This is a genomic window from Microcystis sp. M090S1, assembly GCF_020246295.1.
GTDB classification, from domain to species: domain Bacteria; phylum Cyanobacteriota; class Cyanobacteriia; order Cyanobacteriales; family Microcystaceae; genus Microcystis; species Microcystis aeruginosa.
Window position 1 is genome coordinate 1 of sequence record NZ_JADBTF010000272.1, and the last position, 13,448, is coordinate 13,448.

15 protein-coding genes and 1 tRNA gene are annotated in these 13,448 nt (G+C 45.5%); 10 read left to right on the forward strand and 6 right to left on the reverse strand.

Going from position 1 to position 13,448, the window contains the following annotated elements; genetic code table 11:
- Positions 1–188: 188 nt before the first annotated feature.
- Entirely contained in the window at positions 189–1,289 is a 1,101-nt protein-coding gene (gene aroB / locus IM477_RS12035) for a 3-dehydroquinate synthase (RefSeq protein WP_287731883.1), read from the forward strand.
- Here the strand turns inward: aroB and IM477_RS12040 are convergent.
- A complete protein-coding gene (locus IM477_RS12040) occupies positions 1,266–2,402 on the reverse strand; it encodes a geranylgeranyl reductase family protein (protein WP_287731884.1) in 1,137 nt (378 codons plus the stop codon). The two genes, aroB and IM477_RS12040, sit on opposite strands and share 24 nt — an antisense overlap.
- Before the next feature lie 239 nt (positions 2,403–2,641).
- Between IM477_RS12040 and IM477_RS12045 the strand changes: the two genes are divergently transcribed.
- Both IM477_RS12045 and IM477_RS12050 read left to right on the forward strand, forming a co-directional pair.
- A complete protein-coding gene (locus IM477_RS12045) occupies positions 2,642–3,826 on the forward strand; it encodes an AAA family ATPase (protein WP_353845542.1) in 1,185 nt (394 codons plus the stop codon).
- Positions 3,826–4,416: a DUF4276 family protein gene (locus IM477_RS12050; RefSeq protein ID WP_287731886.1), complete on the forward strand. Its 591-nt coding sequence runs from the start codon at positions 3,826–3,828 to the stop codon at positions 4,414–4,416. Before IM477_RS12045 ends, IM477_RS12050 begins: the two co-directional genes overlap by 1 nt.
- A gap of 369 nt (positions 4,417–4,785) precedes the next feature.
- Here IM477_RS12050 and IM477_RS12055 read toward each other — a convergent pair whose 3' ends face one another.
- Together IM477_RS12055 and IM477_RS12060 are read right to left on the reverse strand one after the other, a co-directional pair.
- Positions 4,786–5,178: a DUF4278 domain-containing protein gene (locus IM477_RS12055; protein ID WP_287731888.1), complete on the reverse strand. Its 393-nt coding sequence runs from the start codon at positions 5,176–5,178 to the stop codon at positions 4,786–4,788.
- A 154-nt stretch (positions 5,179–5,332) separates the two neighbouring features.
- Complete coding sequence (locus IM477_RS12060; RefSeq protein WP_287731891.1) at positions 5,333–5,731, reverse strand: FHA domain-containing protein; 399 nt, start codon at positions 5,729–5,731, stop codon at positions 5,333–5,335.
- 322 nt (positions 5,732–6,053) lie between these two features.
- On the opposite strand from IM477_RS12060, the gene IM477_RS12065 reads away from it, so the two are divergent.
- Positions 6,054–6,200: a hypothetical protein gene (locus IM477_RS12065; RefSeq protein ID WP_287674240.1), complete on the forward strand. Its 147-nt coding sequence runs from the start codon at positions 6,054–6,056 to the stop codon at positions 6,198–6,200.
- A gap of 21 nt (positions 6,201–6,221) precedes the next feature.
- Positions 6,222–7,271 carry an AI-2E family transporter gene (locus IM477_RS12070; RefSeq protein WP_002756944.1) on the forward strand — a complete coding sequence of 350 codons (1,050 nt, stop codon included), beginning with the start codon at positions 6,222–6,224 and terminating at the stop codon, positions 7,269–7,271.
- 1 nt (position 7,272) lies between these two features.
- Here IM477_RS12070 and IM477_RS12075 read toward each other — a convergent pair.
- Positions 7,273–7,345: transfer RNA gene (locus IM477_RS12075), tRNA-Gln, on the reverse strand.
- A 296-nt stretch (positions 7,346–7,641) separates the two neighbouring features.
- Here IM477_RS12075 and IM477_RS12080 point away from each other — a divergent pair.
- Positions 7,642–7,827 carry a hypothetical protein gene (locus tag IM477_RS12080; RefSeq protein ID WP_002736073.1) on the forward strand — a complete coding sequence of 62 codons (186 nt, stop codon included), beginning with the start codon at positions 7,642–7,644 and terminating at the stop codon, positions 7,825–7,827.
- On the opposite strand, the gene ctpC is transcribed toward IM477_RS12080, so the two are convergent.
- Positions 7,817–9,109, reverse strand: a complete 1,293-nt coding sequence (gene ctpC, locus IM477_RS12085) for a carboxyl-terminal processing protease CtpC (RefSeq protein ID WP_287731896.1) — start codon at positions 9,107–9,109, stop codon at positions 7,817–7,819. The genes IM477_RS12080 and ctpC overlap by 11 nt on opposite strands.
- Positions 9,110–9,354: 245 nt before the next feature.
- On the opposite strand from ctpC, the gene IM477_RS12090 reads away from it, so the two are divergent.
- The 4 genes from IM477_RS12090 (at position 9,355) to IM477_RS12105 (ending at position 12,916) form a co-directional block, all read left to right on the forward strand.
- Positions 9,355–10,176: a cell division protein FtsQ/DivIB gene (locus IM477_RS12090; protein WP_287731899.1), complete on the forward strand. Its 822-nt coding sequence runs from the start codon at positions 9,355–9,357 to the stop codon at positions 10,174–10,176.
- 192 nt (positions 10,177–10,368) lie between these two features.
- Entirely contained in the window at positions 10,369–11,616 is a 1,248-nt protein-coding gene (gene ftsZ / locus IM477_RS12095; RefSeq protein WP_061430136.1) for a cell division protein FtsZ, read from the forward strand.
- Positions 11,617–11,622: 6 nt separating this feature from the next.
- On the forward strand, positions 11,623–12,423 hold the full coding sequence (gene thiD, locus IM477_RS12100) for a bifunctional hydroxymethylpyrimidine kinase/phosphomethylpyrimidine kinase (protein ID WP_287731902.1): 801 nt from the start codon (positions 11,623–11,625) through the stop codon (positions 12,421–12,423).
- 7 nt (positions 12,424–12,430) lie between these two features.
- Complete coding sequence (locus IM477_RS12105) at positions 12,431–12,916, forward strand: bZIP transcription factor (protein ID WP_287731904.1); 486 nt, start codon at positions 12,431–12,433, stop codon at positions 12,914–12,916.
- Between the two features lie 193 nt (positions 12,917–13,109).
- On the opposite strand, the gene IM477_RS12110 is transcribed toward IM477_RS12105, so the two are convergent.
- Positions 13,110–13,373 (reverse strand): hypothetical protein, encoded by a 264-nt coding sequence (locus IM477_RS12110; protein ID WP_287731906.1) that lies wholly within the window; start codon positions 13,371–13,373, stop codon positions 13,110–13,112.
- Between the last annotated feature and the right edge of the window lie 75 nt (positions 13,374–13,448).

The window sequence follows — 13,448 nt, forward strand, 5'->3', positions numbered from 1 at the left end:
GCTTTCAAAATAGTTTGACATAAAACCTGATTTAGGGGTTACAAAGGTGAGATGCTCCGAGTGAGCAGTATGTATTAAGTGAGTAGTATTAAATGGCAGTTTCCCACTTTCTTTTCACTGTTTACTGATCACTGTTTACTGATTACTGTTTACTGTTTACTGATCACTGAAACATCACCCCACACCCTATGGCTATTTGTATTCCCGTTAATTTACCCGATCGCTCCTATAATATTCTGATCGAGAAGGACAGTTTAGCTAATCTCGGTGGAGAAATGAGCCAGTTAAACTTAGGTAAAAAGGTTTTATTGGTTTCTAATCCCGAAATTTTTGACTATTACGGGCAAATAGCCGTTAATTCTCTAGAAAAAGCGGGATTTGTCGTTTTTACTCATCTGATCCCCGCCGGCGAAAATTATAAAACCCTCGATTCGATCGCTCAAGTTTATGATAGCGCCCTCGCTCACCGGCTGGAACGTTCCTCGACTATGGTTGCCCTCGGTGGTGGTGTAATCGGGGATATGACGGGATTTGCGGCAGCCACATGGTTACGGGGCGTTAATTTTGTCCAAGTTCCCACCACCCTGTTAGCCATGGTAGATGCTTCCATCGGGGGTAAAACTGGTGTCAATCATCCCCAGGGCAAAAATCTGATCGGGGCGTTTTATCAACCGAAATTAGTTCTGATCGATCCTGACGTGCTTAAAACCCTACCCGTGCGAGAATTTCGGGCAGGAATGGCAGAAGTGATTAAATACGGTGTAATTTGGGATGCTGAGTTATTTCAACAGTTAGAAGACTCGGACAATTTAGCTAGTTTTTCTCAGATCGATGGCGAGCTATTGCAAACAATTATTACAAAGTCTTGCCAAGCGAAAGCAGATGTGGTAAGCAAAGACGAAAAAGAAGCGGGTTTGCGGGCGATCTTAAACTATGGTCACACGATCGCCCACGGCATTGAAAGTTTAACGGGATATACTAGCGTTAACCACGGGGAAGCGGTGGCCCTGGGGATGGTGGCGGCAGGAGCGATCGCTGTTAAACTGGGAATGTGGACCGCCGGGGAAAATCAACGTCAAACCGATCTAATCGAAAAAGCCGCCTTAGAAACCCGTATTCCGCCTTTAAATGCCGATGAGATGGTAAATGCTCTCACTGCCGATAAAAAGGTTAAAGATGGCCAAGTTAGATTTATTTTACCAACGGCGATCGGCCAAGTCACCATTAGCGATCGAGTCACCCCCACCCTGGTGCGCGAGGTGTTATCACCAACCGAATCCGGGCAGTAAAAGCTTTTTCAATTGTTGCATCGCTTGTTCCGTAACATCCCGGTATTTTAAATCTCCCACGAGAATACGTCCCATCAGTTGACCGGCGATCGGGCGTTTAACGGCGATATTGTAGGCGATTTGGGTAAATTGATAGAATAAACCGGCTAATTTGGCCGCTAAAGCCATATCTTCCCCCCATTCTTCCCGAATTATCCGACTATACCCCGCTAAAGCCTGATTATCTCCGGCTAAAGCTCGATCGATCGCCTCGGCTGCCTTAACTCCCGTCAAAATTGCCGGACGGATACCCTCACCGATGAGAGGATCGAGAATACCCGCCGCTTCTCCTGTAATTAAGGCATTTTGGGCGTGTAGCGGTTGATTTCCGTTCCAAAGGGCTAAAGCATACTCACTATAGCGATAATCCTCTAAATTCCAGCCCTTTTGACGGGCATAATTTAACAGTTGTTTTTTCAGATACTCGGATTTGATGCTGCCCTTAAAACAAGCACCGCTAATTGTGTAACCATTAGACTTGGGAAAAGCCCAGATATAACCATTTTTTAGGGAACCAAAATCAAAAAAAGCTTTTTGGGGTGGAATAGTAGCCTCTGCGTTAGTAATTTCGAGAGTAGCCCCGATCGCTTGGTTTTTCGCCGGTAATCCCAACCAGCGACTGGTATTACCCTTAACACCATCGGCAGCAATCAGATATTTACCTGAAAATGTTCCTTGGGATGTGGTAACTTGCCAGTGATCTTGGACGAATTTGATCTGGGTAACTTCGCTGTTATCTTGGATGGTTGCCCCGACTGCGATCGCCTGTTGACCTAAAAAATCATCGAAACGATCCCTTTGTACCATCCACATCGGTTCTAGCATATTTAACTTAGTGGTGGCGGCATCCCCCTGTTTCCAAGTAAACTGTACTTGCGTGACGGTATTCTCAATCACGGGGGTAAAGTCAAAATCAAACCACTGCTTAATTGCTGGGGATACCCCACCACCACAGGGTTTATAACGGGGTAATTTCGCTTTATCGAGGATCAGGATCGATCGCCCCTTTTTAGCTAGATGATAACCCGCCGTCGCTCCTGCTGGTCCCGCACCGATGATAATACAGTCAAACATTTGTACTAATTTAAGTCGTTGAACAAATTTATAGACAATTTACGCTATTTTGTCCAACTTGTGTTGAGTCTGGTGACGCTCAGAGGGGATTCTGTCATTGTTGAGCTTGCCTCTCTAGTTTCTAGTTGATTTATCCCCCCATGTCCAAGAGAACCTAATCTCTGGCTTTTTTGACTAATTGATCAATCTTCACCCGATCAATCGTATAATCAAAAAAACTATAATGACTCGATTATGTCATGAAAATTGTTTCTATTAAAATAAAAAACTATCGTATGTTTAAAAACATACACATAAGAGATATTCCCCCTTTTTGTGTGATTATTGGAGCTAACGGCACGGGAAAATCTACTCTATTTGATATTTTTGGGTTTCTGCGAGATGCCCTTAAAAACAACATTCGCCAAGCTTTACAAATTCGCGGCGGTTATAGAGAAATTATCACTAGAGGTCAAGAACAGGAAGATATTGAAATCGAGCTGCAATTTCGCATGAAAATCTTAGATACAGAACGTCTGGTTACTTATCAAATCATAATTGGACAAAACAATAATCGCCCCGTTATCAAACGCGAAATACTTCGCTATAAACGGGGTGAACACGGTAAACCTTTTCATTTTTTAGATTTTCAACTTGGTCAAGGATATGCTATCACCAACGAAGAAGATTTTAGTAAACCGGATAAAGAACTCGATCGAGAAGAACAACAGCTAGAATCTAACGACATACTAGCAATCAAAGGATTAGGACAATTTCAACGTTTTAAAGCCGCTACAGCCTTTCGTTCTCTGATTGAAAATTGGCACGTTTCTGACTTTCATATTAGCGAAGCTAGAGGAAGTAAAGAAATATCTTATGCTGAACACTTATCCCCTACTGGCGACAATATAGCTACAGTTGCTCAATATATTTATCAACAATATCCCGAAATTTTTCAGCAAATTCTCGAAAAAATGAAACAACGAGTTCCGGGTATTTCCTCTGTGGAAGCCAAAGAAACCGAAGACGGTCGCTTGATTTTACGTTTTCAAGATCAGGCCTTTAAAGACCCTTTTATTGATCGCTATGTTTCTGACGGGACTATGAAAATGTTCGCTTATTTAATATTACTATTCGATCCCAATCCTCATCCCCTACTCTGTGTCGAAGAACCAGAAAACCAACTTTATCCTACTTTATTAAAAGAACTAGCCGAAGAATTCGCCCACTATAGCGATCAGGGGGGTCAGGTATTTGTTTCTAGCCACTCCCCCGATTTTATCAATGCGGTTCCACTAGCTAGTATTTTCTGGCTAATTAAATCCCAAGGTATCACCCAAATCCATAGGGCTGCCGATAGCGAAATCCTCAAAAACTTAGTAGCGGCAGGCGATTTACCCGGCTATCTTTGGAATCAAGGCTGGTTTAAAGGAGTAGAACCCTAATGAACTATGATATCGTATTTTTGCTAGAAGAGTCATCTATAAAAAATGTGTTAGAAGAACTTTTGCCTAAGCTTATTCCCCCAGAAATCAGCTATATATGTATTAGTCATCAAGGCAAACAAGACCTAGCAAAATCTATTCCTATAAAACTCAAAGCTTTCAATAAATCTAGTCCCAATACCAAATTTATTATTGTTCACGATCAGGATTCCCACGACTGTCAAAAACTCAAAAAAGACCTAGGGGAAATTTGTCAAAATGCCAGTGATGCTCAAGTCTTAATTCGGATTATTTGCCATGAATTAGAATCTTGGTTTCTGGGAGATTTAGCAGCGGTGGCAAAGGCGTATAATTTAAATACTCTCGGCCAAAAACAAAATAAAAGTAAATACAGAGAACCGGACCTGCTTAACTCGGCCAAACAAGAATTAAAAAAGCTAGTGAAAGAGTATTATGCAGGAACCCACTCTAAACAGATTGCCCCCCATCTTTCCCTAACTGAAAATAAATCCCGTAGTTTTCAAACTTTTATCCAAAGTATCAAAAATGTTGTGGAAATGATACAACGCCCCAATCCGAACCCGAACTAGAATAGACCTCGACCTAATATAATTAAGTAGCTGGTTATAATTAAATTAAAAATGGATTTTAGCTTCGATCCCCCCTTAATCCCCCCCTTGATAAGGGGGGTGCCGATAGGCGGGGGGATCCCCCCTTAATCCCCCCTTAATAAGGGGGGCATCTGATCATTTTTAACGCCTACCTACTTAAAAGCTTGTAAGCTCCTAACTAGAGTTGGCTGAAAAAATCTAAAAATCTTGTTGGATAATATCTTGAGGCTTTTTTAAAATCAAAAAGTGCCGGCCCTGGGAGTGAGCGGGGGGAAGATTTAGGCATTTTTGCGCCCAAAAATATTCCCCCCGGCAGAACCGAGGGGAAAGTGGGGAAAAACCGCTAATTTAGCAGTTTAAGGCTAAGTCTTGGGATTCTTTTTTCAAGAGATTAACGAGGGTTTCGTCACCATTCTCTTGAGCGATTTGTAAACGACGTTCCAGACGAAGACGAATATTGTTCAGATGGATGCTAGAAAGGGTTTCCTCTTGGACAACAACAGGGGGTTTGACAACGGGCAACGGACAAGTGTTTGGGGTGACTTGCCCAGCAAGATGAGGACGGGTGCTGTAGGCAACTCCACGATACTGACGATGCAGTTTCGGCTCTAATTGGAGCATATGGCGAGGATAATGGTGATTCCAGTGTTGACCTCGGTATTTACCCCCGATATCTCCAGTATTCATCTCCAAGGGGAGAGAATCCCTTTCGTACTTAACTCCTCGATAGGCTAACGTCATATCACCGACTCCCTGCAATGCTTTAAAGTGACTTTAATCTCTCTTGTCGTCTCTATTTAGGGACAACAAGTTAGAAGATTTTATTTATTATTCTGTATCTATTTTTAGATTTTGCTAGGTAAATTGAAAAAACTTTATAAAAATTTAATATTTTCTAGCTGGCTATAGTATCCTTTTCTGGCTGGGTTTGGTCGCCCACCAAAGGAGCCTCTAGGGGTTTGAGGATTAATTTTGGTTGCTCGTCCTCATCGATGAGATGAATTTGAATTTGCGGGCCAGAGGTGGCTAAACGAACCACCATACCATCGACGACGGCGGTTTTCTCGATCGGTTTGCCATTGACAAACGTCCCATTTGCCCCTAAATTTTCCAATTCCCAATCATCGCGATCATTATGGCGGATTTCTAAGTGCCGCCTCGAAACCACAGCACTATAGAGAACTACATGATTATCCAGCGCCCTGCCGATGAGAATGGTTGATTGATCATTGTCAAATTGCCAATGTTGTAGGGGCGTGGCCTGGCTGGGGTGTAAAAGAGTTAAAGTGATCACGGTGACTATTTGCGGCACGATAGGGGCGGTGGACAGGGTAAATCTTATTTGCTGTCAAGATTCATCCTGGCCATTAAGTCTTAAGTCCTAGCAATGAAAATCTCTAGTTACTTGACTAAGCCTTTTCTTTCTATTGTCTCACACTTTCCTGTTCCCTCTGAACCGACCTCCCCCAGAAAATCTAGCCACTTCGCCCTAGTATTAATAAAACTGATGGGGTATGATTTCCACATTTTGAGCAATTTTTACCCTCTTCAGGGATAAGATAGTGCTTGTGTCACCTAAACATTGATCTATGAGCGGCTTGATTATAAAAATAATCTTGATATCGGCTTTCATTTCCCTGGGAATTAAATATCTTGCCCCTTTATTATCGATCGCTCCCAGTCCTCTTAACACTTTAATTCTGGTTTTTACTCCTTTTCTGCTCACGGTTTTTGCCCTCTGGAGACGGACAATAACTGATTAGGAATTTTTCTCCTTACTCATCATGACTTTTGGCAGCAGCCTCGGTTTAGTTCTGTTAGTCTTTTGTCTGTTGATTCTCTGGCAGATTCGACAGATTCTCTTATTATTATTGATGGCGATTCTTCTGGCTCAGATTTTAAATTTGGCTGTGACTTGGTGGCAGCGTCATCACCTCAAGCGTTCCTACGCCCTAATTATCACTCTTTTTGGCTTCTTTATTGGTATTATCGGTATGTTTGTGGGGATTATACCCGCTTTAGTCCAACAATTTCGCCAATTATTTAGTTTATTACCCCAAGCTATAGAAAGACTCTGGGGACAAGTCCATAGTCTTGAGGATTATCTCGATCCTAGTCTGGCCAGTGTCTTACCTGACTTTAAAACACTGCTCGCTCAATTACAACCCCTGATTAACCAAATTGCTGGCCGGGGTTTAAGCATTTTTTACGGTACTTTCGGCATTATCCTCAGCTTACTGCTAATTGTTGCCCTGGGCTTGATGATTCTCGCCGATCCTGCCGCTTACTACCGTTGTTTTCTGCGTTTATTTCCTGCTTTCTACCGTTCTAGGGTACGATCGATCCTAGAACAGTGCGATCAAGATTTAAAAGCTTGGCTGAAAGGGATTTTCTGTCATATGTTGATTATGACCTTGGGCAGTTGCCTGGGTCTATCCCTGATCGGCATTCCCCTCGCTTTTTCCCAATCTATTCTCGCGGGATTTCTCACCTTTATCCCCAACCTCGGGCCAGTTTTAAGCACGATTTTACCCTTTTCTATCGCCCTTCTGGAAGCTCCCTGGCAACCCTGGGCGGTTTTACTGCTCTACAGCAGTATTTATCTGTTAATTCAATATTTCGACCGTCATTCACCGCTGCCGATTTTAACAGTGCGGTCGCTCAAGCTCTTACCCGCTTTTACCCTGTTGGCCCAGTTGTTTTTCGCCTCGATTTTTGGCTTTTTAGGGCTATTTCTGGCGGTTCCCCTGACGCTTATCGGTCGTATTTGGCTAAAGGAAGCTTTGATCGAGGATATTCTCGATCATTGGCCGATTGGGGATAAAAAATACTAAACTGGGGATCTAGGATTCGAACCTAGGAAATGGCGGGACCAAAACCCGCTGCCTTACCGCTTGGCTAATCCCCATTGGACAGACCTTTTTAATATTAGCATTTATCTCCCCGGTTTTGTCAAGAAGTTTATAAAAATTTTTTACTTAGGGCTTGCGGCAAAAAGTTTTTCGTGGGGGCAGGGTTTGGGGTGTGGGGTTTGGGGTTTGGGGTGTGGGGTGTGGGGTGTGGGGTGGGGGGTGTGGGGTGTGGGGTGTGGGGTGTGGGGTTTGGGGTTTGGGGTTTGGGGTTTGGGGTTTGGGGTAGGGTTGATTCATGAATCAACCCTACTATGAATCAACCCTAGGGTTTGGGGTATAAGGAGAAAAATCTATGGATAATAGCGCACAAAACTGGTACATTGTCCAGGAAAATACGGGAATTTGTCAGATTATAGCCCTAGAAAACGGAAAAACCCCAGTTAATGGTCAATACTGGGGTCCCTTTGCCGAGCGAGGAGAAGCGATCGCCCGTCGGGTGGGTTTAATTCGAGCGGGCAAATGTCAACCTATTGTTTAGCGGTATTGGTGGGCGTTTTTTGGCCTTCAGTGATTTCTTTTTCCAAGATTTCAAAAGCCTTCTTGAATTGAGGATCCTGGAAGGTTCCCACCCGCTCCCGTTCCTGTTGAAGATTTTTGCGATCTTCCTCGCTCAGTTCCGACTCCACATCAGGATGAATACCATCTTTATTGATGTCGCGTCCTTTGGGGGTAAGATACTTGGCAATTGTCACCGCTAATCCCGAACCGTCACTGAGATTGCGTACCGATTGCACTAATCCCTTACCAAAGGTTTTCGTACCGACAATAACCGCCCGATCATGATCCTGTAAAGCTCCGGAGAGAATTTCACTGGCACTGGCGGAACCACCATCGACGAGGACAACCAGCGGTTTATTAGTCAAAGCTTGATTGTTGGCCCGTTGACGTTCCGTCACCCCTTTGCGATCGACCGTAGAGACAATTAAACCATCAGGTATCCACATCCGAGCGATTTCGATGCTGGCGTAGAGTAAACCGCCGGGGTTAGAACGCAGATCGAGAATATAACCTTTCACCTCTTCGGTTTCCAATTCGCGAATCGCTTGACTCATATCGCCACTAGCTTGGGCGCTAAATTGATTAAGACGGATATAACCGATTTTACCGATCGGGGTGTTTTCCGTGTGGGCGCGCACCGGGTGAATTTCAATTTTGGCCCGGGTAAGAGTCAATTCTTTCTTCTCCTCACCCCGTTGAATCGTGATCTTAACGCTTGTCCCCACTTTGCCGCGGATCATGCTCACCGCTTGCTCCAGTTCCATACCTTCGGTAGATTTACCATCGATAGCGATAATCACATCTTTAGGCAGCACACCAGCTTTAGAAGCGGGAGTGTCTTCAATGGGTGAAACCACGACTAACTGCTTAGTTTTCTCATCTTTGGTCAGTTGAATCCCTACCCCGGTCAATTCTCCCGATGTATCGATCTTCATATTGTTAAACTCTTTGGGATCCATAAAACGGGTATAGGGATCATTGAGAGTTTTCAACATCTCGCGGATAGCGGTGTATGCTTCCTCTTGATTTTTGTAGGAACGATTTAAATACTGATTGCGGATGGCGTTCCAGTCCGATTGATTAAAAGTGCCATCTAAATAAGTGCGGTTGATGATCTGCCAAACCTCATCAACGGTTTCCTTGGGACTTTCCTGAAAAAAAGCTTGACTTTGGGAGAGACGGAATCCCGCCCCCGTGACGGCGACGGTAGACAGGACCACTGCTGTAGCACCGAGAACAAGTCCGCGTTTGTTGATAACCATAGGTAATTTTCGGATAAATTAGGCTGTTCTTGCCAGAACGCTCTTTCTGGCTGACCGTCGAAATATCTTGGCAAAAAGGAGCGTTTAGGTTTCCTGGAGACAGACAAAAGAACGCCTGTAGACTACTACTGTTATAACATTTATTATCTCTTTCTTTGTCAAACTGGTTATTTGAGTAGCGATCGAGTTGCCAGCAGCCCACCTCGCGACCTAAGATAACAGCAAAACTGCCCGAGATTTTCCCCATGAGCGATCAAATCCTTTCTTCCCTCTCCCTAGAACAAAAACGACAAAACCTGCGCCACCAAAGGCGATCGAAGGTGTGGCAAGCCTTGGGTCGCTTTCTGGTGGTTAGTGGTTTAGCGACGGGATTAGCTTGGGGGATGACTTCACCCTATTGGACAATTACCAAGGCCAGACAGGTGGAAATCGCAGGCACGGAATTAATGTCGCCCGAGTCGATTCGTGCTTGGCTAAAATTAAGCTATCCTCTGTCTCTCTGGGAATTACCTACCCATCAATTGCGAGAAAAATTAGCAGCTATTCCCGCTATTGCCGACGTTAAGATCGAGCGGCAATTATTACCCCCGAAAGTGATTGTTTCTATTCAAGAAAGAAAACCTGTTGCCCGTTGGCGTTCTCATCAACAGCAAGGTTTTTTAGATGCCACCGGAACGATAATTCCTCAAAACTATTATGGTCGAACTCTGCCCAAAACCCAATTACCTAGCTTAGAAGTGCTTGGTTACGACCGACAATATCAACAACAGTGGCAAAAAATTTATCCCTTAGTTGATAACTTATCGATTCAAGTTACCGCCATCGATTGGCGCAATCCTAGTAATCTTGTACTAAAAACTGAACTGGGACAGGTCTATTTAGGTTTTTATAAAGATAGATTGCCCGAAAAATTAACCGCTCTCGTACAATCGCGGCAATTGTCATCCAAGATACCTCTAGGGCGAATTCTCTACATTGACCTGAGCAATCCCGATGCTCCCACTGTACAATTAAAACCGCAGCCAGCCCCTATCGTTGCCAAAGTAACGGCAACTGGTAGGGATTAACTGGAATTGATCAGCAAATAACCGCAATTATTCCCTTTATGTATTGCCAAAAACCCCAAATTATGATTTTCTGAACCAGAAACTGATAATGTAGATACTGGAACCGACATAATATTAGTGATAGTGTTAACATTGCATCTCTAATTCATCAAATCAATAACAGAAGCTTGTACTAAGAGTGTTCCAATTCCAATGACATCGATTAATGAAATCGTTCCCACCTATCCCAATCTGAACAGTAACGATTATGCCAGTTCAGCTATGAGCGAAGATAATCATTACTCTCAGAATAATGCTGGAGTATTATTTACTCGCCCCCATGAATCACAGATGACACCCCGAGAAGAAAGTCGTAGTAATCGCATCGTGCCAAGCAATGTCGCCAAGATCAAGGTGATCGGGGTCGGCGGTGGGGGCTGTAACGCCGTTAACCGCATGATCGCCAGTGGCGTGACCGGAATCGAATTTTGGGCAATTAACACCGATGCCCAGGCCCTGGCCCATTCCTCCGCCCCCCAGAGGTTACAAATCGGGACAAAATTAACCCGCGGCCTAGGGGCGGGCGGCAATCCAGCGATCGGACAGAAAGCGGCGGAAGAATCTCGGGATGAAATCGCCCAAGCATTGGAAGGAACCGATCTAGTCTTTATTACCGCCGGGATGGGCGGCGGCACGGGAACGGGGGCCGCTCCAATTGTGGCCGAAATTGCCAAAGAAATCGGCTGTTTGACCGTGGGAGTTGTGACCCGTCCCTTTACCTTCGAGGGTCGTCGTCGCACTAATCAGGCCGATGAAGGGGTGGGTGGTTTACAAAGTCGGGTCGATACCCTGATTATTATCCCCAATAACCAGTTATTACAGGTAATACCCGCCGACACTCCCCTACAGGAGGCTTTTCGCGTCGCTGATGATGTGCTGCGACAAGGGGTACAGGGGATCTCGGATATTATCACTATCCCCGGTCTGGTGAATGTGGATTTCGCCGATGTGCGGGCAGTGATGGCCGATGCGGGTTCGGCCCTAATGGGCATCGGCATCGGTTCCGGAAAATCTCGGGCTAAGGAAGGAGCGATCGCTGCTATTTCCTCGCCGTTACTGGAATCCTCGATCGAAGGTGCGAAAGGCGTAGTCTTTAACATCACCGGTGGTCAAGATCTAACCCTACACGAAGTCAATGCCGCCGCCGAAATTATCTATGAAGTGGTGGATCCCAACGCTAATATCATCTTCGGGGCAGTAATTGACGAGAAAATGCAGGGAGAAGTCAGAATTACCGTCATTGCCACCGGTTTTTCCGGCGATTCCCCCTCTCGTCCCACCGGTAGCAAGGTGGTGATCAATGCCCCCGCACCCAGTCCGGCCCCGACTCCCGAACCACCAAAACCGGCGGGATTAGATATCCCCGAATTTCTGCAACGTCGTCGTCCTTTTGATCGCTAACCTCCTATGACTGCCATTGCCCTCACCATCGCCGGTTCCGATAGTGGTGGCGGCGCGGGAATTCAAGCGGATTTGAAAACCTTCGCCTTCCACCGAGTTCACGGCACCAGCGCCCTTACCTGCGTTACCGCCCAAAATACCCTGGGGGTCGATCGCGTCGAGTCCTTAAGTCCAGAAATGGTAACGGCCCAAATCGATGCCGTGGTCAGGGATCTCGGTGTGCAAGCCGTCAAGACGGGAATGCTGTTTAGCAGCGAGATTATCGAAGCAGTGGCCGAGGCGATCGAGCGCTGGCGTTTAACCAGTTTAGTGGTGGATCCGGTTATGGTTTCGCGGGTAGGAGCCAAATTAATTGATGATCGGGCTATAGATAGTCTTTTTGATAGTTTAATTCCTTTGGCTTCGATTATTACCCCTAATCGTTACGAAGCACAGCTTTTAAGTGGCATTGAGATCAATGATTTTGAGGCGATGAAAGCGGCCGCCGAAATTATTTTCCAGAAGTCGACCACACCAGTATTAGTGAAAGGTGGCGGCATGAAAGGCCGGCTGCGTGGGGTTGATATCTACTTTGATGGGGAGGAATGGGAAACTTTTAAGACCAGAAGCGTCGAAACCAATAATACTCACGGGACTGGTTGTACCCTGTCGGCAGCGATCGCCGCTAACCTCGCTTTGGGTGATGACCTGAAAATAGCGGTGAAAAAAGCCAAGGATTACGTTACTAACGCCCTCGATCATTCCCTCGCTATCGGTCAAGGAACCGGTCCTGTGGGCCATTTTTACCGCTTAAAAGCCCTAAATTAGTCAATTCATGACCACTACGCCGCTTATTTCCCCCCAAGTACCCCAGAGTTGCACTGGTCGCCCCTCGGTTCCCCTCTCGGTCTATCGAGAATTAGTCAAAGAATTGCAGGCCACTCAGGCACGGGTGGAATTTCTAGAATCACAAAACCAGCAACTTGTCAAGAGTAATCGGCAATTACGTCAGGAAATAGAGACAGTAGTTGCTCAGGGAAGACGATTAGAAAGAGTGGTAGAGAGTTTCGAGAGGAATCCCATCGAGGAACCCTCCTTCGTCATCCCGGTTCGTCCCCGTCTGGTTACACCCCCCTCCCCTTCGCTGCCGGTTAAGGAAGAAGTCTCAGTCACCCCTCCTATCACCGTTACTGCTTCAAAACAGCAATTACCTAAAAATATTTGGTTAGTGGTCGGGTTAATTATTATCGTGGTTCTTACCTCCGGTTTAGGGGCTTTTTGGCTGGTTTCTGCCTCTAGAAACGCGGGTTCGACCGACTGATTGACTTTCATCTCGGCATTTTAAGCTCAATTAGTCGGTTTTAACAGTCGGGGAATTTACCCGAATAATAATAAATCCTGTTTAAAAGGGATAGGAAAGTGGGGAGTGAGAAGTCCTGTAGGGGCCAAGCATTCGGGTATAACCCATCGCTGAAACGGTAGATTTCCTGTCCGAATGCTTCGCCCTTACTTTTTCAGCCAGTCCTAACCAATTCAGGTAAAGGTTCAGGACCCACCCATCTACCTTGTTTCCAGATTTCCTCATCCTCTACCGGTAACGCATCGGGATCGGAACGGGCAGCTTGATCTATTTCCTCTTCGGTCATCTTGTTGAGCCGTTCTCTCTCTTTTAGTTTTTCCGTGCCGGACTCGTTGACATCCTCACCGCCGTGAACGGACGGCGATTCCCAAACCTCACGATTTGGGTTTCTGCTTCTTTCCCGAAGGATTTTTCGCACCTGCCTTAACAGATTTACTCTGTTCTGGTCTTATGGTCGCTCTACAGACTGACACCGCAAGCCCTGCGGCCAAAA

Coding starts and splice junctions, on each gene's coding strand:
- aroB (WP_287731883.1), top strand. CDS start 189: ATGGCTATTTGTATTCCCGTTAATTTACCCGATCGCTCCTATAATATT.
- IM477_RS12040 (WP_287731884.1), bottom strand. CDS start 2,402: ATGTTTGACTGTATTATCATCGGTGCGGGACCAGCAGGAGCGACGGCG.
- IM477_RS12045 (WP_353845542.1), top strand. CDS start 2,642: ATGAAAATTGTTTCTATTAAAATAAAAAACTATCGTATGTTTAAAAAC.
- IM477_RS12050 (WP_287731886.1), top strand. CDS start 3,826: ATGAACTATGATATCGTATTTTTGCTAGAAGAGTCATCTATAAAAAAT.
- IM477_RS12055 (WP_287731888.1), bottom strand. CDS start 5,178: ATGACGTTAGCCTATCGAGGAGTTAAGTACGAAAGGGATTCTCTCCCC.
- IM477_RS12070 (WP_002756944.1), top strand. CDS start 6,222: ATGACTTTTGGCAGCAGCCTCGGTTTAGTTCTGTTAGTCTTTTGTCTG.
- IM477_RS12080 (WP_002736073.1), top strand. CDS start 7,642: ATGGATAATAGCGCACAAAACTGGTACATTGTCCAGGAAAATACGGGA.
- ctpC (WP_287731896.1), bottom strand. CDS start 9,109: ATGGTTATCAACAAACGCGGACTTGTTCTCGGTGCTACAGCAGTGGTC.
- IM477_RS12090 (WP_287731899.1), top strand. CDS start 9,355: ATGAGCGATCAAATCCTTTCTTCCCTCTCCCTAGAACAAAAACGACAA.
- ftsZ (WP_061430136.1), top strand. CDS start 10,369: ATGACATCGATTAATGAAATCGTTCCCACCTATCCCAATCTGAACAGT.
- thiD (WP_287731902.1), top strand. CDS start 11,623: ATGACTGCCATTGCCCTCACCATCGCCGGTTCCGATAGTGGTGGCGGC.
- IM477_RS12105 (WP_287731904.1), top strand. CDS start 12,431: ATGACCACTACGCCGCTTATTTCCCCCCAAGTACCCCAGAGTTGCACT.